Here is a 20724-nt window from a genome sequence, read left to right on the forward strand (position 1 = left end):
GCGTAGGTTGATCCAGGAGTCGTTCCGATTCTCCCGTATCCGGGTGACGTGCGGTGGAGCGGGGCCGCCCGCACTCCTCGATCGGCCCCCTCCGATACGCCGGGCCCTGCCGGGACAGGAGTCCGAAGGACAACGTCAGCGCCGCAGCGCCTCGGCAGGCTCGATCCTGCTGGCCCGCCAGGACGGGTACGCCCCCGCCAGGAGACCGGTCACCAAGCCGATCAAGGGTGCCATCAGCAAGGTGGCAGGGTGCATGACCGGTGTCCACTGCCGGGTCACCGCGACGCCCACCACCGTCACGGCGCCGAACGCTGTGCCGACCAGTCCGCCCAGGGCACCCAGTGCGGCGGACTCGGCGAGGAACTGGCTGGTGATGTGGCGCCCACGAGCCCCCAGCGTGCGGCGCAGACCGATCTCTCCTGTGCGCTCCAGGACCGCGACGAGGGTGGTGTTGGCGATCCCCACCGCACCGATGATCAGGCACACCACCGCCAGCAGCAGGAAGAGCTGGTTCATGTCCGAACCGACCGTGGTGCGCAGCGCCTTGGGGTTCGGGGGCGGAATGGACTTGAAGTGAGCCGGATGCGCCGGGTCCAGTGCCAGTGGCGCCTCCTCGGCGATCTGAGCCGCCGCGCCGAGCTTCGTGGAGATCAGCATCTTGGCGGGCGTCTCGGCCCCCGGCTCCCCCCACGTCGCCTTCGCGACACTGCCGGGGACCACGACGGACAGGAGCAGGTCGGTCTTGCGCTGGACGTCGGCCATGATGCCGATCACAGTGAAGGACTTGTCACCGATGAACACCGCCGGCCGGCTCTCCAGCGTGGTGATGCCCAGCCGGCCGGCCATGCCGGAACCGATGACGGCCACCGGCACCGCTTGGTCCTCGTGGTACTCGTCGAAGAGCCTGCCCATCCGCAGGGTGGGTTTCGCGGCCCTCAGCACCCCCGGGGTTGCGGCCTGGACCTGCGTCTCCTCCTCGGTGACCGAAGCGCCGACCGGGGACGAACGGACGCTCTCACCGTCCGCGAGGCTCACCGGCCAGTAGACGCCTGCATCGGTGGCTCCGTTGAGCCGCTCGATCCTTTCGGGCGCATCCTCGGGGAAGGACATGCCGCTGAACGATCCGTCGGCGGCGCCGACATCCTCGACGGTGACCTCGGTTGCGGTCAGGGCGTTGAAGCGGCCGTCGATCTGGGACGAGGTCGTCGCCGTCAGGCCGAGGACGGCGACAAAGGCCCCGATGCCGAGCACGGTGCCGAGCGTGGTCAGGGCGGACCGGGCCGGCCGCTGGAGCATGCCGGCCACAGCCTCCGTCAGCAGGTCGCGCGGGGAGAACCGGGACAGGTCGGCCCCGATCACCCGCTCGCGTCGGCGCCGTCCGGTTCCGCGCCGTCCCCGGAACTCCGGACGGGCTGTCACGATACGGCCCGGTCGGTCGGAAGGTGGGGCGCTCCGTCGAGCCGGCCGTCCCGGATGGCCAGGGTACGAACGCCCCTGGCTGCCACCGAGGGGTCATGGGTGATGACGACGATGGTCATTCCGTCCTTGTGCAGATCGTCGAGGAGACCGAGTACCGAGTCCGCGGTCGCCGTGTCGAGGTTGCCCGTCGGCTCGTCGCACAGGAGCAGCGAGGGGCGGGCGACCAGAGCGCGCGCGATCGCCACGCGCTGCCGCTCACCGCCGGACAGCCTGGTCGGCAGCGCGGCCATCCGGTGCCCGAGGCCGACCCGCTGCAGGGCGTCCCGGGCCCGTCCCGGCCGTTCTCTGCGCGGCACGCCGTTGTAAACCATGGCCAGTACGACGTTGTCGAGTGCGCTTCGGTGCGGCAACAGATGGAACGACTGGAAGACGAAGCCGATACGGCGGCCCCGCAGCCCCGCACGCTCGGTGTCGGAAAGACCGCTCGTATCAATGCCGTCGAGCAGGTAGCGCCCGCTGGTGGGGGCGTCGATGAGTCCGGCGATATTGAGGAACGTCGATTTCCCCGACCCCGACGGCCCTGTGACCGTGACGTACTCCCCGCGCTCGATGACCAGCTCGGCGGGGCGCAGAGCGGGGACGGGCGGAGGGCCCGGGTACGTGAGTCCGACGCCACGGAAGTCAATGACCGCTGCCGGACTCACCGGGTGTCGTCCTGGCCCGGCTGCCGTGCGGATGCGGTACCCACGACGACCCGGTCACCCTCGGCCAGCGCGTCCTGTGGGACCGGGGTCACCTGCACGCTGCCGTCTCCCTCCAGGCCCGGACGTACCCGTACCCGTCGGCGTTCTCCCTGCTCGGTGAGGACGGTGACCACGGTGCTGCCGTCGGCGGCAGCCGAGACAGCGGAGAACGGTACAAGGAGCACCTTGCCCTGAGAGCTCTTGATCTCGATGGTCAGCCGAACCTCCTGACCGACGAGCGACGCGTCGATCTTCTGGTCCGGTGTGACGTTCAGGACGGAGAGGGCGTCTGCTGTGCCGCCGTCCTCGCCCGCGTCGCTTCCTCCGGCTTCCTCGCCCCCGCCGGAGGACGAGCCCGCATCGCCCTCGGTGACCGCAGCCGCTGTTCCGCTGAACTCGTCGCCGGTCGCCTCGGCGAGAATCCGTACCTTCTGGCCCGCCCGGACGATCTTCCGCTGGCTCGGCGTGAGGGATCCCCGTACGCCGAGCGTGCCGGAGGAGATCGTCATGACGGTCTCGGGAGCCCGGTCCCCCACGCGGGCCGCAACGGACTCGACCCGAGCGGGGAATCGGTCCAGAAAGACGATCTCTGCGGCAGGGAGCATGGCTCCGGCCTGTAGACGTGCGGCGGCCAGCGCCTTCTCCGCACGGGCGAGATCCTCCTCGGCCCGTGCCGTGTCGGTCGCACCGTGCTTGCCCGCACGGACGTCCTGGAGCGCCCGGGTGGCGTCGGTGACAGCCGTTGCTGCGCTCTCGACCTGGGCTGTCCCGTCCTCGGAGACCGGTCGTGGGTCGTATCCGAGGGAGCGGTAGTACGCCGCCAGGGCGGCCTGGGTACCGGCGCCGAACTCCCCTGCGGGATCAGTGGCCGAGCCGAACCCGCGCTGCCCCAGCGCCTTCCGGAGCTGAGTCACGTCCTCCCCGCGGGCTCCGGGCTTCAGGTCGCGGTACGCAGGCAGCGCGCCCGACAGAGCGAAAACGGGGCGCCCTGAAATCTCGACCAGAACACATCCCGCCCTCACCGTGTCACCCGCTCGCAGCGGTGCCTTGGTGACCAGGGGTTCTACACCGTCGGCCGCGCTCACTGCGGCGGAGACCGCTACCGTACGCTCGGCGGCCACCTGGCCACGTACCACCAGTGAAGCGTGCAGCACCCGGTGCTCGACCGCTGCCGTGAGGACATCGCGCTCCGGCGCCCCTGCCTCGGCCGCGGCCTGGGCAGGTGACTTGATCACCGTCGAGAGGGTGAACCCGGCGCCTGCCAGGGCCAGCGCTCCCACCACCACGACGGCCAGCAGCCTCCGGCGGCGGGACAGTGCCGAAGCCGCTGAGACGTCCTCCGGCATTCCGGCAGGTGCACCGCGGTCAGCGTGCTTCGATCGCTCTGTTCGCATTCTCGATCCACCTGGCGGTCTTGTCCTTGGCATCCTTGAGAATCTCGGCGTTCTCCTCGATCACCTGTTTCTCGTAGACCGTCTCCACAGCGATTCCTATGCCGAGGTAATTGACCTTCTTCTTGCATCCCATGTCGGCGACTGCGACGGCAATCTCCTTGTCGTCGGCCCTGGCTGCATGCGACCAACTCTTGTCATTCCACGCGCTGCTAGGGCTGTCGTAGTCGTAACCCTGCTTCTTCATGCAGTCCGACCACCGCGCGGCGGCGTCCCGGAAACGGCTGTCGTCCCGGGTCCTGGCCATGGCCTTTCCACCAGCGGACGACACCACCATTTCCGCGTATCCCTCGCCGAATCCACCTCTTCCGGCTCCTGCCACGGACCCGTCCGGGAACTTCACTTCCTGGGCGGTCTTCGCTCCGGCTGTGATGGTTCGCAGCGCCTCGCCCTCGCAGCCGTCCTTCGGGACCTTGTGACCGTTGTACGTGGCAACCTTGCCGGACAGCAGCTGCCCCTGGGTCTCCGTGGCGTTCTCGGAGTACCGCGCTTCAGTGGCCGAGTCTGTGCTCTTCGGATCGACTGGCTGCTTGTACCCGTAGCGTTCCGCCTGAACGATCGGCACGACATGGAATTCGCTGTGCTCCAGGTATGCCTTGCCGGTGAACCGTCCCAGAGGCTGCGGATTCTGTGCGTAACCCAGTTCACGCATGCATGCGTTGACCAGCAGCACCCGCGCCTTCTTCAGCGTGTAGTTCTCCTCGGGCGTCGGGAGATACGCATCGAGCGGGGTGGTGATCTGCGCCGGGTCGAGATGCCCGGGGGTGGGCACGGAGCCGAGCGTCGGCTCCGTGCCTCCACCCACCGAGGACGAGCAGGCACACAGCGCGAGGGCCAGCAACATTGTCGGCCCGGCGATGCGTGAAAACGCTGTCACCTTTTTCAGCACCCGGTCTTCCGGAACGAGGAGAACTCGTTGTTGTTGTCGTAGAAGGTCAGGTATTTGAAGTCCCTGCTGGCGAAGTACTTCGTGCCGCCGTATCCGGTGTCCCAGTAGAAGGTGAATCCGGCACAGGCGGTCCACGTGTTGGCGTCGTTCAAGGCCGCACCTATGGAGTCACCGAGATAGGAAGGGTCGATCTTGTAGTACATGCCATGAAAGTCGGGGTGGGGATCATTCAGGTCGTAATAGCCGTAGGTGTAGCTGGTGGGCTGCTGGTAGTCGAATACGCAGATGTTTCCGGCATCCGTGCAGTCACCGTCCCCGTCCGCCTCGGCGGTCGCGGTCGCCACCAGCGCTACCGACAGCGCGGCCACTGTGGTGGCACGGGTGAAAGCAGATCTCTTGAACCCCATTGCTTTGCGCTCCTTGCTGAACAGCCTGGCGACAGGCTCGATTTCAGGAATGAAACAGGCAAAAGCATCAGGAAAATCCGCCTGGGCGGCCGCAGACCCGCACGTACGCCCCAACAGGCCCCAGCCGTACGGAAGTTACACGCAAGGTGCTCACCCGACAAGATCAGATGAAGGATATGTGTAGATCTACTGACTAAGTCAGTCGCGTTTGCAGATGCGGTCGAGGAGATTGGCAGTGGCGCGCTGGATACGGGTGTCCACATGGCCGGGGCGGTCCAGGGCCGGGGACCAGGCGAAGGTGCCGGAGGCGAAGACGAGGGCGCCGGACGGGGCGCGGTAGAGGGACGTCTCCTGGTGGCGCGTCGCGCCTTCGCTGTCCTGGTACGGGGAGTGGGCGAGCAGAATGCGGCTGTCGTGCGCCGGGAGGGCGGTGCGCGGGAAGTAGCGGTCGGCCTCGCCTGCGACCAGTCCGTCGATCTCGTCGCCCTCGTCCGCCCCGGTCGCGTCCCAGAGCCAGTGCTCCGCATTCCGTACGACCAGGGGGTGGGGGTCGGGAACCCGGCCCGCGTACTGGATGCCGAGGAGCTGCTGCTCGGCCCGGTCGACCTCGCGCCAGAGCGCGGGCCTGCCCGGGCCGCGGCGTTTGCGGCAGGTGAGCAGGCGGTCCGGGACACCGGACGGTGACGGGGAGAGGCTGACCTGCCAGTACATGGAATTGGCGGAGAGGTAGACGAGCGAGGTGCCGACGTCGCGCGCCGCTTCCACGGTGCGGCGCATCGGAACCGACCAGTACTCGTCGTGGCCCGGGAAGACCAGGCCCCGGTAGCGGCCGACGTCGATCCGGCCGGCGTGCAGATCGCGGGTGTCGGCGTACCCGATGTCGTAGCCGTACCGCTCGGCCCAGCGGATGAAGTCGTAGGCATGACCGACGTGGAGGGGCAGCCCGGCACCCGCGTACGGGCGGTCGAAGGAGACGGTGACCGCCGCGTCCTCCTCGCCGAGCAGCCGGCCCTGTTCGTCCCACGCGTGGTAGAGGCTGGCGCCGGTGCGGCCGTCCTCGGGGTAGAGGTTGTACGCCTGCCAGGTGATGTCCGGCAGGACGAGCAGCAGATCGGCCGGGTGATCGTCGCGGACGGTGAACGGGATGTGGGAGCGGTAGCCGTCGACCGTGGTGAGCACGGCGACGTAGGCGCCGATCGACCAGTAGGTGGGAATCTGCAGCCGCCAGGACTGCCACCAGTGGTGGCAGGAGACCGTGCGGTCGGCGGCGAGCGGGGCGGGCTGGACGATGCCGGAGAGCCGCGGGCTCGTGGTGATCTTGGCGGCGCCGTCGCCCCCGTAATGACCGATCCGGTAGATGTCCACGGTGAACTGCTGCGGCGGGTCCACGGTGATGTGGAAGTCGATCGCCTCACCGGGGGCCGCGGCGCCGGTCGAGGTGAAACCCTTGATCTGGCGGTGGACGTCGTCGGCGGTACGGGTGCCTCCGCCGGTGGAGCCGCGGGCCAGGGTGGGATCGGCGTACCAGGGGACGACCTGGCCGGTGTCGTCGAAGTAGTTCTCACTGCCGCGGAGCCAGGGCAGGGGGCCCTGGCCGAACGGGTCGGAGACGGCATGCGCAAGGGCACCCGATTCCCATCGGCGAATCTGCTCCGCCCCCATGGCGCTCCCCTCCCTCAAGCTCAAGTCCCCCGAGACAACAGTCGTGCGTTGACTGTCGGCGTCGATCCCCAGCACATCACATAACGCATGCACTCCGTCACCGTTCGTCGCGAATTGAGGTGAACAGAACGCTTCCCGCCGGTCCGTGGGTCAGACCGACCGGCAATTGGGGGGGGTGAAGGAGCGGGGCTGGGGTGCGTGCATCGCAAGGCGGAGGATTGAGCCATGGCGAATGGGGCCTCCCCTGCTCGAGCGAAGCCGAGAGCTCGGGGAACATGGTGATGGACGACAACGCCGCGAGGTACGTGCCCCAGCCCCGTGACGCCGCCCCCCAATTGCCGGTCGGTCTCAGACGAGGCGGACGGGTTTGTCGGTACGGACGCCCACCGAGGCGAGCCACGAACGCAGCGGTCCGGCGTCGCCGTCCTCGACCAGGCTGAGGACCCGGCTGCCCAGATCGGCCCGGCGCTCGCCGTCGACCAGCAGCGCGGGTCCGTCGAGCCAGTCCAGGCCGGGCGCCGCACCTGCCGTGTCCACGGCGGCGCAGCAGACCATCGCCGCGACATGGTCGGCGAGCAGCTCCGCACCCGTACGGGGCGGCTGGAGCGGGAAGAGCGGCAGCGGGTCGGCTCCCCAGAAGTCCAGGACGTCGCCGCCGGAGGCAGTGCAGGCACCGGAGACACCGGTTGCCGGGGGGCCCGGCGGGAGCAGCGGGGCCGCGGCCTCCTCGCGGGCCACCGCGGCACTGATCCCGGCGGCGAGCTCCTCGCTGCGGCCGCTCCGGCCGGCCAGATGCTCGACGACCCGGGCCAGTGTGGGCACGGCGACATCCACGGGATCGGCGCCGTGCGATCCGTGCGCCCCGTGGGCCCCGTTTTCTTCCGCGGCCGCCGGTGCATGCCGTACGCCCAGCGCGTCCAGGACGCGGTGCAGACGGGCCGCTTCGGTGCGCCACTTCCGGTCGACGACCTCTTCCGGGTACTGCTGCCAGTCGACCGGAGACCAGTCGGGGCCGGTCTCCGCCGGACCGCCGTGGAAGAGCCGGGCGGCCAGCAGCGAAGCGGCTTCGTCGGCCGCTCCGGGCTCCTCCAGGAGGTCGCAGGCGGGGCGCTCACCGAGCCGGGAGGTGAAGCCCTCGGCGAGCCGGTCGCGCCGGGAGAGCTCGGTGAGGGCGGAGACGACGCCGGCGTCGAGCCGGGACGGCCAGCGGCCCATCCGCCAGGCGGGCAGCGCGACCCGGGTGAGCAGCCGGTCCCAGCCCGCGTAGGCGAGACCGACCTGCTCCTGGGCGACGATCCGCAGACCGTAGTCCACAGCCTGTGCACGCTCGGACGCGGCGGCGGCGACAGCCCGCTCCATCGCTGCGGCATGACCACGACAGGTGCGGAGCAGCAGCCGTGCGATCCGGCCGACGAAGCGGCGCGGCACTCTGCGCAGCGTCGCGAGCGGTCCGGGCACGGGAGCGGACGCGTCGGCGACCGCGCCGTCCAGTCCCCGTACGAAACGGCGGGCGGCGGCTATGTCGGGATGGGCGGAGGGGCCCGTGCCCGCGACGACCGGGGCGAGCACCGCCCGTAGCTCCGCGACCCGCATCCACCACAGGAATGGCGAGCCGATGACGAGCACGGGCGCCGTCTGCACGCCATGACGGCGGCCGCCGGAGACGGCGGGCCGGCCCGCGGAGCCCCCGGCGGGCTGCGCGGCGGGGTGGGTGCGGTCCTCCAGCCAGCTGTCGCAGTCGGGCGTGAGGGCTATGGCCGACGGCGCGGGGACGCCGAGCCGGTCGGCGAGATCCCGGACCAGCCGGTAGAGATCGGGGGCGGCCTGCTCGCTGAGCGGGACCGTAGGACTGACCGCGGGTCTCGCCCGCACGATCGCGACCGAGACGGCGACGGCGCCCAGCAGCACGAGCACGGCGCAGGCCGTCACCGCCCAGCGCACGGCGTACCAGCCGCCACCGCCGATACGGCCCTGCGCACCCGCGACGAGCAGCACGACGGCGACCGCCGCCGGCAGCAGGGCCGCGGCCGTTGCCCTGCTGCGAATGCGCAGCAGGGCGAGAGCTCGGGCGCGCGCAGCCTCCGCGCCCAGCTCCTCACCAGTACCGGTACCGGACACGGCCGGACGTCACCCCCTCTGCCCCCGCGGCGGTATTGCTCACTCCCCCACTGTGGCACTCGTCACAGACATCGCAATGCCGGTGGGCCAAGTGCCGGAACGCTTGCGCCGCACCCTAGTTGGGGCCTCGGCGGACGTCATCCGGATAGCCCAGCCGTCACTCGATGGAATGGCTTTGGGTAAAGGTGCTGACGCGCCGGTACCCATGGGGCAAGGGCATGACGTCGCCCCCTCGGGCCCGAGGGGGCGAAATGGAGGTACCGGACCGGCCGATCAGGCTTCGGCGGCCTTTCGGGCGATGTCCGTACGGAACTGCGAGCCGTCGAGCCGGATCCGGGCGGCCGCCGTGTAGGCGCGCTCCCGGGCGGTGGCGAGGTCCTCGCCCGTCGCGGTCACGGACAGCACCCGGCCGCCCGCGCTGACGATCGTGTCACCGTCCCGCCTGGTCCCGGCGTGCAGGACGTACGCGTGCGGAGCGTCCTGCGCCGCAACGTCGTCGAGGCCGCCGATCGGGTCACCCGTCCGCGGGGTGTCCGGGTAGTTGTGCGAGGCGATGACCACGGTGACCGCGGCGTCGTGGCGCCACGTGAGCGGGGGCAGGTCGTCGAGGGTGCCGTTGGCGGAGCCCAGCAGAACACCGGCCAGCGGGGTCTTCAGCCGGGCCAGGACCACCTGGGTCTCCGGGTCGCCGAAGCGAGCATTGAACTCGATGACCCGGACGCCCCGCGAGGTGATCGCGAGACCCGCGTACAGCAGCCCGGAGAAGGGGGTACCGCGGCGGCGGAGCTCGTCGACGGTCGGCTGCAGGACCGACTGCATGACCTCGTCGACCAGCTTGGGGTCGGCCCACGGCAGCGGGGAGTACGCGCCCATGCCGCCGGTGTTCGGGCCCTCGTCGCCGTCGAGGGCCCGCTTGAAGTCCTGGGCGGGCTGGAGCGGCAGCACGGTGGTGCCGTCCGTGATCGCGAAGAGGCTCACCTCGGGGCCGTCGAGGAACTCCTCGATGACCACGCGGTCGCAGGCCAGCGCGTGGGCGCGGGCCGCCTCGACATCGTCCGTGACGACGACGCCCTTGCCCGCGGCGAGTCCGTCGTCCTTGACGACGTACGGGGCGCCGAAGGCATCGAGGGCCTCGTCGATCTCGGCGGGGGTGGTGCAGACATAGCTGCGGGCGGTGGGGACACCTGCCCCGGCCATCACGTCCTTGGCGAACGCCTTGGACCCCTCCAGCTGGGCCGCCTCACCGGACGGGCCGAAGCAGGGGATGCCCGCGGCGCGGACGGCGTCGGCGACCCCGGCGACAAGCGGCGCCTCCGGGCCGACGACCACCAGCTCGGCGCCCAGTTCGGTGGCGAGGCGCGCGACGGCGGCGCCGTCGAGTGCGTCGACCGGGTGCAGTTCGGCCACCTCTGCGATGCCGGCGTTGCCGGGAGCGCAGTACAGATCGGTGACGTCGGGGTCGAGGGAGAGAGAGCGGCACAGGGCGTGTTCGCGGGCGCCGCCGCCGATGACGAGGACCTTCACGGGGTGCAGCCTAGCCGCCGGGGCACGGCCGCCTTGACGGGCGCCGCTCCGTGGACACCCCGTGGAGCGGCTTCCGGACCGCTACTCGTTGGTGAACTCCTCGACGACCGTGGCGCCCAGCTCCCGGACGATCAGCTCGTGGCCGGAGAGGGCGGAGTCGACCAGGTCCGGGTCGTCCGCCTCGGGGGTGTCGTCCTCCGGCGCGACCGAACGCGGCGGCTCGGGGGCATGGTGCGGCTGGGGTGCGGGCGCCGCTGCGGGTGCGGGACCGGTGCCCGGCTGCTGGTGCGGGGCCGGCGCGGGCGCGGGCCGGGACTCGTACTGCTGCGGGGCGCGCGCGGCCGGACGCTGCGGTGCGGCTGCGGCGGAGGGCCGGCCGCCGCCGGTCTGCGGAGGCTGCCCCGCGCCGCCCGACGGGTCGACGATCGCCTCGACCTTCCACTGCATGTTGAACTGCTCGGCGAGTGCCTGCTTCAGCACGTCCTCGCTGCCGCTGCTCGCGAAGTTGTCGCGGGCGCCGGCGTTGAGGAAGCCGATCTGCAGGGTGGTGCCGTCGAACCCGGTGACCTGCGCGTTCTGGCTGAGCAGGATCCAGGTGAACCGGCGCCGGTTCTTCACGGCCTCCAGGATGCCGGGCCACATGTTCCGCACCTGTGCGGCGCCCTGAGCCATCCCCGGACTCGGCTCGGCCGCACCGGGAGCGGGCGCGGCGGCGGGCACGGGAGCGGGGGCGGGGGCCGCGGGCGTGACGGGGGCGGGCGCCTGACCGGGGGCGGAGGCGGTCGGCCAGCCACCGGGACGGCGTCCCGGCTCCGGCGCGGCCGCGGCGGGCCAGGCCCCGGGACGCTGACCGCCGGAGGGAGCCTCGGCGGGCGGCTGCGGTGCGGGGGCGGCGGGTGCCACGTACTGCACAGGCTGCGCAGGCGCGACCGGTGCCGCGGGCGCGGCGGGCACGGGCGCGGCCTCGGGTACGTCTCCCCGCACCGCGGCGACGCCGCCGCCCGGCGGAACCATGGCCACGGGCGCATGCGCCTCCGCCTCCCGCCCCGGTACGTACCCCATGGCGGGCCCGGCCCCGGCGGTCGCGAACGAAGCACCGCGCTCCAGCCGGTCCAGCCGGGCCTGCAGCGAACGCTCGTCGTCGAAGGCGGCGGGCAGCAGCACCCGGGCGCAGATCAGCTCGACCTGGAGACGCGGCGAGGTGGCCCCGCGCATCTCCGTAAGCCCTTCGTTGACGAGGTCGGCGGCGCGGCTCAGCTCTGCGGCGCCGAAGACGGACGCCTGGGCCTGCATCCGCTCGACCACGTCGGCGGGTGCGTCGATCAGCCCCTTCTCCCCGGCGTCCGGCACGGCGGCCAGGATCACCAGGTCGCGCAGCCGCTCCAGGAGGTCGGCGACGAAGCGCCGCGGGTCGTTGCCGCCCTCGATCACGCGGTCCACGACCTCGAAGGCCGCGGCCCCGTCGCCCGCCGCGAACGCGTCCACGATGGAGTCGAGCAGCGAGCCGTCCGTATAACCGAGCAGCGAGGTCGCCATGGCATAGGTCACACCGTCGTCGCCCGCTCCGGCCAGCAGCTGGTCCATGACGGACATCGAGTCACGCACGGAACCGGCGCCGGCCCGCACGACCAGCGGCAGGACGCCGTCCTCGACGAAGCTGTTCTCCTTGCCGCAGACCTCGGCGAGATATTCGCGCAGCGTCCCCGGCGGTACGAGGCGGAACGGGTAGTGGTGCGTACGCGACCGGATCGTGCCGATGACCTTCTCGGGCTCGGTGGTCGCGAAGATGAACTTGAGATGCTCCGGCGGCTCCTCGACCACCTTCAGCAGGGCGTTGAACCCCGCCGGGGTGACCATGTGCGCCTCGTCGATGATGTAGATCTTGTAACGACTCGACGCGGGCCCGAAGAACGCCTTCTCCCGCAGATCACGGGCGTCGTCCACGCCACCGTGCGATGCGGCGTCGATCTCGATGACATCGATCGATCCCGGCCCGTTGCGCGCCAGGTCCCGGCAGGACTGGCACTCCCCGCACGGCGTCGGCGTGGGGCCCTGCTCGCAGTTCAGACAGCGGGCGAGGATCCGCGCGCTGGTCGTCTTCCCGCAACCGCGCGGACCGCTGAACAGGTACGCGTGATTGACCCGGTTGTTCCGCAGGGCCTGCTGCAGCGGGTCAGTGACATGCTCCTGCCCAATGACCTCGGCGAACGACTCGGGGCGGTAGCGGCGGTACAGCGCAAGGGACGACACACATACGAGGTTATCGGGGCGGACTGACAACCGGCCCCGGACCGGGGACACCGCCGGGGAAGGAGCGGCCGCAAAGGCTCGGAAGCCACAGGAATCGACGCCACGGGCCCGAACACGCAAGGGCCCCCCACGCACCCGCCAGAGCCAACCTACCCTTGCTGCCTTCCGGCCCTGGGGGAGTTCAGTCAGATAGCGCCACGTGAGGGGCTGATGCCCACCTTAGCCGATCCCCACCCGGTCGAGTCCACCCGCCCGCCCTCCCGACCCCTCTCCGGGGAACGGGTTCGCGAGCACTGCTCAACGTCTTGTATTGTTTGCCGCGGAGGATTCGCCTAGTGGCCTAGGGCGCACGCTTGGAAAGCGTGTTGGGGGCAACCCCTCACGAGTTCGAATCTCGTATCCTCCGCCATTGCTCTCACCGGGCAATACGTCGAAGGGCCCCACCGCTTGCGGTGGGGCCCTTCGACGTTGTCTCAGCCCTCGTTGTTCTGGTCTTTGTCCACAAGGCCGTTCGGTGAGGGCCCCCAGATGGCGTCCGCGAGCTTCCGCGCCACGTCCTTCAGCATGGCGTCGGGCACATGCAGGTACCGCGCGCGCATCCGGGCGGACGTGCCTGCCTCCCAGCCCATGATCTGATCGATCACGCGGTCCGGGACGCCAAGCAGCATGAGGACGGGGTCGGAAACTCCGGCTCCCCTCGACCCCGCCCGTACGAGACGGGCGGAGGAGGCAACCGGCCGCAGCGCCGAAGCGCATGCGGTGGGTTGGACGTGCGTGTCTCCTTCGGAGGCGACTCCCGTTTCAAGGAAGAGCCGCGAATCCGTTGTAGGCAGAGACATGACCTTTCGGTCTCGTGCCATCCGGTTGACCAGGGGTCCGGTTCCCTCGGCCCCATCTGCCCGGGGCCCCTTTTGCGGTGGTTTGGCCAGCCCAAAGAAGGGCCTCGCGACTCGCTGTCCTAGGACTGCAAACCGCCCGGTAAGGCAATGACCCACAGTCCCAGGACTGTCAACAGTCCTGGGACTGTGCTTCACTGGTGGCATCGAGAGGAGCTCTGCATGGCACCGAAGTGGCGAGAGCTGGCGGACAAGCTGGCCGCTCGAATTGCGATCGGGGAGTACGCGCCGGGACAGCAACTGCCGCATATTCGGGATCTCGTCGAAGCAGGCGAGGGTTCCAAGTCCACGGTCCACGCGGCATACAAGGCGCTGGAGGCCGAAGGGCTGGTCACCTCGTCCCGCGGGCACGGCACGGTCGTTCGGCAGCAGACTCCGCTCAAGCGGCTTGGCATCGGCCGGTATGACAAGGCGAAGTGGCGCGATGGCGACGAGGTGGCGTTCATCGCTGACCGCGTCGCGACTGGGCGCGCATACCGCCGCGGCGAGCAGACACAGCAGGTCAGCCGGGTTGAGGCTCCGCCGGCCGTTGCTGAGGCGCACGGACTGCCTGTCGGTGCTGAGGTGTACGCCCGCGCACGTCTCGTAAAGGAGGGTGAGCAGCCCACACACACCCTGACCAGCTACTACCGGCCTGAGCATGTCGAGGGGACGCGCCTCGTCGACCCGACTCCGGGACCGGCTGGCCGTGGTGGTGGGTACCGGGTGCTCTACGACGCCGGGTACGAGATCGACCACATGAAGGAGGAGCTGTTCGCCCGTATCCCTACGGCTGACGAAGTGAAGCTCCTGCAACTTCCCGGGGGTGAGCCGGTCGTCGAGTTGCACCGGACCACGTACACGGCCGACGGCACCGTGGTGGAGTACGCGATCGGTGTCCACGCGGCGTCCCGCTTCGCGTGGGAGTACGACTTCAAGGTGCCCGATTCAGCACAGGACCGAGAGGCAGAGCAGTGATCTCGACAGAGTCATGGGCAGATGCGCGTCGCCTGTGGGACTTCCACCAGATGCACCACGAGCCGCGGCCGTGCTCTGTAGCGGTCGGTTTGGGCAGTCACGACCTCGGCGTGGCCGATGCTGCGGTTGACCTCTACAAACGCGGAATGGCGCCGCTCATCGTCTTCACCGGGGCCACCAGTCGCACTACGAGGGAACGGATGCCGCGCGGCGAAGCAGTTCACTACCGCGAAAGGGCGTTGGAGCTCGGCGTACCGAGCTCCAACGTGCTCGTTGAACCGAACGCGCGCAATACCGGCGAGAACATCCGCTTCTCCAAAGCCCTTCTTGAAGAGTCGGGTGCGAATGTCTCGTCTGTCCTGCTCATCAGCAAGCCATACGAAGAACGGCGCGCCTATGCGACGGCGCGCAAACTGTGGCCCGAAGTCGAGATCGTGAGTGCGTCCACGCCGATGACGTTCGACGACTACGTCGACTCCATCGGAGACGCCCGCCTGGTGCTCGACATGCTTGTCGGAGCGCTCCAGCGTCTGCTGATCTACCCGGAACAAGGGTTCATGGTCAGCCAGTCGGTGCCGGACGACGTGGCGGCAGCGTACGAGCGACTACGCAGCGCAGGCTTTACGAGTCGGCTCGTACCGGACGGTGTGGGGCACGTCCTTAAGAAACCCTCCTGATCCCAGCGCGGTAGAACTTTCTCTACTTCATCAAGACCCGGCTGCGCTCCGCTCCGCCGGGCGCGCTTCCCGGCTCCGCTTCGGGCGCCGCTCCTGCCTTCGGCCCGCTCCGCCCGCGCTGCGCCGACGCGCGCCCACACGTGGATAGGGCCGGAGGCCATGAGGCGAGCACCGCATAGAGCGGCGCGCGGTCAAGGCAATGCCTCCGGCGGGGGATCGGCCGGCACCGGGATGGAGAGGGCGCCGTCGCCGACTGCGGGCGCGTAGTGGCGTGCGCGGGGAGCTCCCATCCCGTCCGCCGCCGACCCAGGCAGAGCCGAGCAGACGCGGCCCCTGGCGTCCAGGTCGTTCGTACAGTGGCGCGCTCCACCTGGACGCCAGGAACCACGCCCGCTCCACGGTGTGTGGGTCGACGGCGGACGGGATGGGAGCTGGGGAAAGTGGTGGGTTGAGGAGGATATTCCGCCCCGGAAGGGAATCGTGTCAGAAGTCTGGTCTAGGTTTGGCCTGTGAACCACAGCCGTCCCAACGCCGGGGCGCCCCACGAGCCTGACTTGCCGCCCTACCAGGTAGTCCTGGCCGAGACTGATTGGGAATCGCTCCAGACGGCTTTCGGGAGCGGTGAGGACCTTCCCGGGGTTCTGGCACGGCTGTTGGAGCCCGATCCCAAGGTTCAGGTCTCCGCTTTGTCGGAGCTGGGTGAGCTGGTCGGCCACCAGAACACCATCTACGAGGCCACCGCCCCCGTCGCCATGTATGTCGCCGGCATCCTCACCCACCCGGCGGCCATGACCCTCCGGCCCTATCGCAACGTCCCCATCCGCGCGACGCTGTTGAACTGGTTGGTTTCCACGGCCTACGACGCCTCCGATGAGATTGTGGGCCGCACGGAGCAGTACTTCCCTGGCTTCCTCACCCCCGGCACCATCGTGGCGGCCTTCCGGGACCTGCGCCCGATGCTTTATCGGGCCGTCGCGCCCTTCCTCCGAGACAGCCACGAGGACGTGCGCGAAGCCGCCGTTATAGCCGCGCTCATCCTCGCCGAGCACCCCGCGCTCGCCGAGCACCGCGATCACCTCGCCGTGCACGCGCGCGCCATCCTGGACACCAGCAGCGACGACCCCAACCGGCGTGTTGCCCGGAAGGCACTCGAAGCATGGGGCCACGACGTCCCCGACCCTGAGCCTTTCCGGGAGGAGCCCTGGGACTGGGGGCCACACAGCGATGGCCGCGGCGATCTCGAACCTCCCTTCTGACCGATACGCGCACGGCCCACCGGCGGACCACTGCGGCAGGTGAGAGGTACAAGAGGCGGCCCACGGGGTGGCCGTACGAGCGTGGCGTGCGCTATCGGCGTCCTGAGTAGTTCCCACCGGACCACGGCTGTACAGCAGAGAAGTACAGCAACTCCAGCAACCGGCAGCGCCCCACGCTGGCCCCCATGGGCTTCCCGGCAGCCTGTATGACCTTCAATGACCGATCTCTACAGAGCTACGGATCAGAAGGTTGCAGGTTCGAATCCTGCCGAGTGCACAGCAGGCCGGAGGCCCCGGAGTGATCCGGGGCCTCTTGCGTTTCAGGGGCCTGTTGGATGATGGGGGGCAACGGTCGGCGTTCGCACGCCGTTTCAGGGGTACGTCCGTCGGCTGGGCGTAGGAGGGAGCAGGTGGTGTCGCAGGGGCGGGATCGGTCCTTTCTCGACAGCAACGGCTGGACGGTGGTGCGTCTCGTCGCGGCTGTGTGGGGAGCTGCCAGTAGCAGCAGTGCGGCGTGGGTGCGTGTGGTGTGGCTGGTGATCGGTGCTGGGACCGCCTGGGACCTGGTGCGGGATCTGGTCAGGCGACGTCGGCAGGGCGGGGCCGGGGTCGCCGACGTCCGTGACTGACATCGCGGACAACCGCGGGAAGGGAGAGGGCGGCAACACCACCGCACCGGAGCGGAAGTTGCGCCATCCCTCGGACACTCGTTGTCCTGGTCATTGTCCAGTGCACTAACGATCACCGTCGTACGCGAACCCCGTCTGACCTGCCCAGTGAACGCGCACGTACCTGTCCGTACGGTCGCGCGCATAGTTGGAAAGCGTGTTGGGGGCAACCCCTCACGAGTTCGAATCTCGTATCCTCCGCAGCCGCCCACCTGGGCAAACGAAGGCTCCGACCGCATCGCGGCCGGAGCCTTCGTCATTGCGTGGTTGCAGTTTTGGTTGCAGTTCCCGGTTAGCACCCGTTGAGGACGGCCCGGCACGCTCGGCAGTACATCGCCGCGTACCGCCCGTTACCTGCGCATCGGCTGGCCGCACCCGGCGCATGGCCCCCGCTCCCACGTTGGGCATCCCAGTGCGGCGGAGGCGGCGGCCCGCTCGACTGGAGTGATCCGCATCGGGTCACGAGAGCCCTGCACGGGCATGCGGGGAAGGGTGATGCCACCGGTCGGCTGGCCGAGGTTGCGGATGGGCCGGGCGCCGCTGACGAACCACCCTTCTTCTCCTGCTCGGTAAAGGTGATCACGTCGTCGTCCTCTTCGGCCGCGGCTGGGGGAAGAGGCGTCCGTTCACCGACAATCTCCTCCCACAGCGTGCGGTCGTCCGCCGACACCCACATGTGCCGACCGGCCCGGCCGTTGCCGCGGCTGGGCACGTAGACCGGGACGCTCTCCCCCGTAGCGCTCTGCAAGACCAGGTCTTCGATGTAGACCGGCTTCTTCTCAGGCACGCACAGCGCGGGCACAAACCAGTCGGCGTGAATCGCGCCACAGTGACCGCCACCCTCGCTGACGAGGCAGTGGCGGACGCTGCAGCCAGCCGCGGTCCGCGAGCTTGGTCAACTTCGCCCGCAGCGGCTCCAGTTTCCCGCGCACCGCCACCTGAAGTCCCAGCTCCTCGCCCACCGCCCTGACCTGGACCGGACCATCGGCGGCCCGAACGATCTGAAGGATCCGGCGGTAGTCACCAGGCAGCGCCTTCTCGTCCGGGCTGTCTCCACAGTGCGGGACCAGCAGCACCACACGCCCCGCCACCTGTACCTTCACCGGGGCTTCCAGCACGGCGGCCTCCGCCTCGACCCGGTCCTGCTCGGCCAGCCGGTGCAGAACCCGCTCGGCGATCACCAACTCCTCCCGCTCCGCCTGGACTTCCTGAAGCCGCTTGCCCAGCTCCTCGGCGAGCGCGTCCAGCTCGCTCCGGCGAGCTGTGGTCCGCTCCAGCTCCGACATCCCCGCACCCTTCACGACCCGGCGGCGTATCCGCACGGCGACGGATCATAGACGGACCCCCACGGCAGGCGCAGCAGGATCCGACTCAGCAGTCGAACACCGACCAGCAGATGTCGTTGCGCAGCCTCTGGTCATCAAGTACGAGCTCACGGATCGCCTCCGGGAGCTGATCGCGCTGCCACCGGCACTCGAGTCGTCCCGCGGTCTCACTCTCGCCTTCCGGTGCCGCTGCACGTGCGGCCTTGATCGCGTAGGCGACCGCGCCGAGCTCATGCGCGGCGACGTGGGCGACGGCCCCGGCCTGGCCGGCGGCGTACGCGGCATGCCGTGCCGCCCCACGCAGGTCTCTGGCTGCCCCCATCGCATGGCCGCCCGCCGCGCGAGCCTGCATCATCTTGACCTCACCACGCACCCAGGCCCGGGCATGCTCGCCGCCGTGGATCACGCCAGCGGCCTGGTCCTGGCCCAGCTCGACGTCGGCGAGAAGACCGGAGAGACCACGCGGTTCCAGCCGCTGCTGGACACCGTCGCCGACCTGGCCGGCCGCTACGACACCAGCCGCACTCGCTTGCTGTGCTTCAGCGGAGCAGGCTTCAACGACAAGGCATACGCCGCCGCTGAGCTTGGCGTTTAACGTGGGCGGGCTTGGTGTTCCTTGATCGACTCGGCGCGTTTGACCGTCTTGCCGACGCCGTGGCGCCTGGCCTGGTGTTTGTTCTTCGAGCCTGCAGGCCTGCCGGGTCCCGACCGGGATGGTTTCGGTGCGGCCGCCGGACCGGCCGCGGCCGCGCGGACGTTGCGAAACCCCCGCCGCACCCGGGCGGGCGTGAGTCGGCGGGGCCCGGTCGGTCGTTCCCAGGGCCGGCGGAGGTCCTCGGCGAGGGGTCGGGCCAGGCGGAGCTGGGTGTGGGCAGCGATGATGAGCCAGGTCCACAGGTCGGCGGTGTCCGCGTGACGGACCTTCGGGGCGGTCCAGCCGAGCGTCTGTTTCATGAGTCGATGGTCTACTGGTCGACGATCCTGCTCATGACGCGCCGTCTGGCCCGGCCACGCCCTGCGCGAGCGTGAACCGGCCCGGCGCCGGCTCGGCCAGCCAGCCGCGCGCGACCAGGCGTTTCGCCTTTGATCGCAGGGCCTCCACCCGTGCCGGCACCACCTCCATGCCGAACATGGCCGCCATCTCCTGGCAAGTCAGCGGACCTTGCCCGAGCCGGAGACGGTCCGCGAGGTTCTGCAGGATGCGCTGGTAGTCCACCGAAAGCACCGACCAGGAAAGGCCTTCACGCCACACCGGCACCTGTGACTTCGGCTTCGCCGCATCCCGCGGACCCGGGGCGTCCTCCGTGTCGGCGGTGCCGCCGCCATCCGGAGCCAGCACCGTATCGACCCGCCTGCGAGCGATCGCCCACTCCTGCCATTCCTGCTCAGCCACGGCCAGCTCGGCCTGGATGCGGTCGGCCTCCTCACGCAGCCCGTCGACCCGACGGCGAGCGGCGAGCTCGTGCTGTTCCAGCAGTCCAACAACCGACGGCATCCGCGATCTCCGGGGGAGCGACAACACGACAGGCCACGACTCCCACGGAATCACCACCCTTATGTCTGACCAGCGAAAACGTCGTCCTCAAGTCCGGAAACAACAGCTTCTGAGACCTCACCGAGCATTCAACTCGTCGACCTGACAAGCCTCTACGGCCAGGTGTGAGCAAGCCGGCATGGCAGTCGGTACCGGAGCGAGCGGTACCGACGGTCGCGGGTATGACCGGCGCCTGGTCTCAGTTCTGGTCCCGAACGCGGCGGCGCCCGGGGATCCGGAAGAGCTGCAGTGCGCATGATCGGCTGACAGGTTCTTCAAAGGTTCTTCATCATCTCCGGCTTACGGTCGGCCTGCCCGCCGTGTCTGCGGCCGGGCCCGACAGGAGGAGCGGGGAAAGCGATGAGGACGAACTGGGTACTGCTGGCCTCGGCGGCGTCGGTCATGGTCTTCGCGCTGACCGGCTGCGGGAGCGACGACGGCGGTTCGAAGCTCCCGACGGCCGGTGGTGGCGGCTCGGCCGCATCGGCTGGTAAGACGGGCGGTCAGGGTGGCGGGAACGATGTGGCGGCGTACGTCGAGAGCCAGCGCAAGTGGGTCGCGTGCATGCGGACGAACGGGGTCGACCTCCCCGACCCGGACTCCAAGGGACAGGTCGACATGTCCGGCCAGGGCCTGGCCCTGAAGAAGGACCCGAAGTTCATGAACGCGAGCAAGAAGTGTGCCAAGTTCAACGCTACGGTCCCCCAGGACCTGGAGCCCAGCGAGCCCAAACTCACTCCCGCGCAGATGAAGAAGCAGCGGGACTATGCCGCCTGCATGCAGAAGAACGGCGCCCCCGATTTCCCGGACCCGGATCCGAACGGGAGCCGCGACGACAACTCCGGTGAACCCGGATGGGATCAGAGCTCGGCCGGCGCCCGGCGAGCCACCCGCGTCTGCGCCCCGATCATCGGTGAACCGACCAACCCGCCGGCCGGCAAGGGCTGA

17 protein-coding genes, 1 tRNA gene, 1 other RNA gene and 3 pseudogenes are annotated in these 20724 nt (G+C 69.7%); 7 read left to right on the top strand and 15 right to left on the bottom strand.

The features are described 5' to 3' along the window. Positions 1-135 precede the first annotated feature (135 nt). The 10 genes from OH809_RS20460 to ffs form a co-directional block, all read right to left on the bottom strand. Positions 136-1422, bottom strand: coding sequence for an ABC transporter permease (locus tag OH809_RS20460; protein ID WP_406425085.1), 1287 nt, complete (start codon positions 1420-1422; stop codon positions 136-138). Next, positions 1416-2123, bottom strand: coding sequence for an ABC transporter ATP-binding protein (locus OH809_RS20465; RefSeq protein ID WP_406421066.1), 708 nt, complete (start codon positions 2121-2123; stop codon positions 1416-1418). Before OH809_RS20465 ends, OH809_RS20460 begins: the two co-directional genes overlap by 7 nt. Then, positions 2120-3508, bottom strand: coding sequence for a peptidoglycan-binding protein (locus OH809_RS20470; RefSeq protein WP_406515428.1), 1389 nt, complete (start codon positions 3506-3508; stop codon positions 2120-2122). Before OH809_RS20470 ends, OH809_RS20465 begins: the two co-directional genes overlap by 4 nt. A 19-nt stretch (positions 3509-3527) precedes the next feature. Then, positions 3528-4385 (bottom strand): hypothetical protein, encoded by an 858-nt coding sequence (locus OH809_RS20475; protein WP_406515429.1) that lies wholly within the window; start codon positions 4383-4385, stop codon positions 3528-3530. 110 nt (positions 4386-4495) lie between these two features. Next, complete coding sequence (locus OH809_RS20480; protein WP_406515430.1) at positions 4496-4909, bottom strand: hypothetical protein; 414 nt, start codon at positions 4907-4909, stop codon at positions 4496-4498. 198 nt (positions 4910-5107) lie between these two features. After that, complete coding sequence (locus tag OH809_RS20485) at positions 5108-6571, bottom strand: N,N-dimethylformamidase beta subunit family domain-containing protein (RefSeq protein ID WP_406421062.1); 1464 nt, start codon at positions 6569-6571, stop codon at positions 5108-5110. A gap of 348 nt (positions 6572-6919) precedes the next feature. After that, positions 6920-8689, bottom strand: a complete 1770-nt coding sequence (locus OH809_RS20490; RefSeq protein WP_406515431.1) for a hypothetical protein — start codon at positions 8687-8689, stop codon at positions 6920-6922. 273 nt (positions 8690-8962) lie between these two features. Then, complete coding sequence (purD, locus tag OH809_RS20495) at positions 8963-10213, bottom strand: phosphoribosylamine--glycine ligase (protein ID WP_406421060.1); 1251 nt, start codon at positions 10211-10213, stop codon at positions 8963-8965. A gap of 81 nt (positions 10214-10294) precedes the next feature. After that, positions 10295-12463: a DNA polymerase III subunit gamma and tau gene (locus OH809_RS20500; RefSeq protein ID WP_406515432.1), complete on the bottom strand. Its 2169-nt coding sequence runs from the start codon at positions 12461-12463 to the stop codon at positions 10295-10297. 115 nt (positions 12464-12578) lie between these two features. Beyond that, positions 12579-12675, bottom strand: an RNA gene (gene ffs, locus OH809_RS20505) — signal recognition particle sRNA small type. 109 nt (positions 12676-12784) lie between these two features. On the opposite strand from ffs, the gene OH809_RS20510 reads away from it, so the two are divergent. After that, positions 12785-12872, top strand: a tRNA-Ser gene (locus OH809_RS20510). 64 nt (positions 12873-12936) lie between these two features. On the opposite strand, the pseudogene OH809_RS20515 reads toward OH809_RS20510, so the two are convergent. Then, positions 12937-13137: pseudogene (locus OH809_RS20515) on the bottom strand (site-specific integrase); the annotation flags it as partial. Between the two features lie 384 nt (positions 13138-13521). Between OH809_RS20515 and OH809_RS20520 the strand changes: the two are divergent. From OH809_RS20520 to OH809_RS20535, 4 genes are all read left to right on the top strand, one after another. Continuing rightward, positions 13522-14316: a GntR family transcriptional regulator gene (locus tag OH809_RS20520; RefSeq protein ID WP_406515433.1), complete on the top strand. Its 795-nt coding sequence runs from the start codon at positions 13522-13524 to the stop codon at positions 14314-14316. Further along, positions 14313-14993, top strand: coding sequence for a YdcF family protein (locus OH809_RS20525; RefSeq protein ID WP_406515434.1), 681 nt, complete (start codon positions 14313-14315; stop codon positions 14991-14993). Before OH809_RS20520 ends, OH809_RS20525 begins: the two co-directional genes overlap by 4 nt. Before the next feature lie 686 nt (positions 14994-15679). Beyond that, positions 15680-16249 carry a hypothetical protein gene (locus tag OH809_RS20530; RefSeq protein ID WP_406515435.1) on the top strand — a complete coding sequence of 190 codons (570 nt, stop codon included), beginning with the start codon at positions 15680-15682 and terminating at the stop codon, positions 16247-16249. 410 nt (positions 16250-16659) lie between these two features. Next, the gene (locus tag OH809_RS20535) at positions 16660-16878 is read left to right on the top strand and encodes a hypothetical protein (RefSeq protein ID WP_406515436.1); all 219 of its coding nucleotides are present in this window, start codon (positions 16660-16662) and stop codon (positions 16876-16878) included. 818 nt (positions 16879-17696) lie between these two features. On the opposite strand, the gene OH809_RS20540 is transcribed toward OH809_RS20535, so the two are convergent. Together OH809_RS20540 and OH809_RS20545 are read right to left on the bottom strand one after the other, a co-directional pair. Continuing rightward, the gene (locus OH809_RS20540) at positions 17697-18239 is read right to left on the bottom strand and encodes a hypothetical protein (protein ID WP_406515437.1); all 543 of its coding nucleotides are present in this window, start codon (positions 18237-18239) and stop codon (positions 17697-17699) included. A 49-nt stretch (positions 18240-18288) separates the two neighbouring features. Next, positions 18289-18633: pseudogene (locus OH809_RS20545) on the bottom strand (putative immunity protein); the annotation flags it as partial. Between the two features lie 6 nt (positions 18634-18639). On the opposite strand from OH809_RS20545, the gene OH809_RS20550 reads away from it, so the two are divergent. Further along, entirely contained in the window at positions 18640-18837 is a 198-nt protein-coding gene (locus OH809_RS20550; protein WP_406515438.1) for a hypothetical protein, read from the top strand. On the opposite strand, the pseudogene OH809_RS20555 reads toward OH809_RS20550, so the two are convergent. Together OH809_RS20555 and OH809_RS20560 are read right to left on the bottom strand one after the other, a co-directional pair. Beyond that, positions 18834-19202: pseudogene (locus tag OH809_RS20555) on the bottom strand (transposase); the annotation flags it as partial. The gene OH809_RS20550 and the pseudogene OH809_RS20555 overlap by 4 nt on opposite strands. Before the next feature lie 25 nt (positions 19203-19227). Then, positions 19228-19737: a hypothetical protein gene (locus tag OH809_RS20560; RefSeq protein ID WP_406421038.1), complete on the bottom strand. Its 510-nt coding sequence runs from the start codon at positions 19735-19737 to the stop codon at positions 19228-19230. 399 nt (positions 19738-20136) lie between these two features. On the opposite strand from OH809_RS20560, the gene OH809_RS20565 reads away from it, so the two are divergent. Continuing rightward, the gene (locus OH809_RS20565) at positions 20137-20724 is read left to right on the top strand and encodes a hypothetical protein (RefSeq protein ID WP_359109523.1); all 588 of its coding nucleotides are present in this window, start codon (positions 20137-20139) and stop codon (positions 20722-20724) included.

Origin of the sequence: Streptomyces sp. NBC_00873 (assembly GCF_045207415.1) — a bacterium.
Lineage (GTDB): Bacteria > Actinomycetota > Actinomycetes > Streptomycetales > Streptomycetaceae > Streptomyces.

Coding starts and splice junctions, on each gene's coding strand:
- OH809_RS20565 (WP_359109523.1), top strand. CDS start 20,137: ATGAGGACGAACTGGGTACTGCTGGCCTCGGCGGCGTCGGTCATGGTC.
- OH809_RS20560 (WP_406421038.1), bottom strand. CDS start 19,737: ATGCCGTCGGTTGTTGGACTGCTGGAACAGCACGAGCTCGCCGCTCGC.
- OH809_RS20520 (WP_406515433.1), top strand. CDS start 13,522: ATGGCACCGAAGTGGCGAGAGCTGGCGGACAAGCTGGCCGCTCGAATT.
- OH809_RS20480 (WP_406515430.1), bottom strand. CDS start 4,909: ATGGGGTTCAAGAGATCTGCTTTCACCCGTGCCACCACAGTGGCCGCG.
- OH809_RS20485 (WP_406421062.1), bottom strand. CDS start 6,571: ATGGGGGCGGAGCAGATTCGCCGATGGGAATCGGGTGCCCTTGCGCAT.
- OH809_RS20470 (WP_406515428.1), bottom strand. CDS start 3,508: ATGCCGGAGGACGTCTCAGCGGCTTCGGCACTGTCCCGCCGCCGGAGG.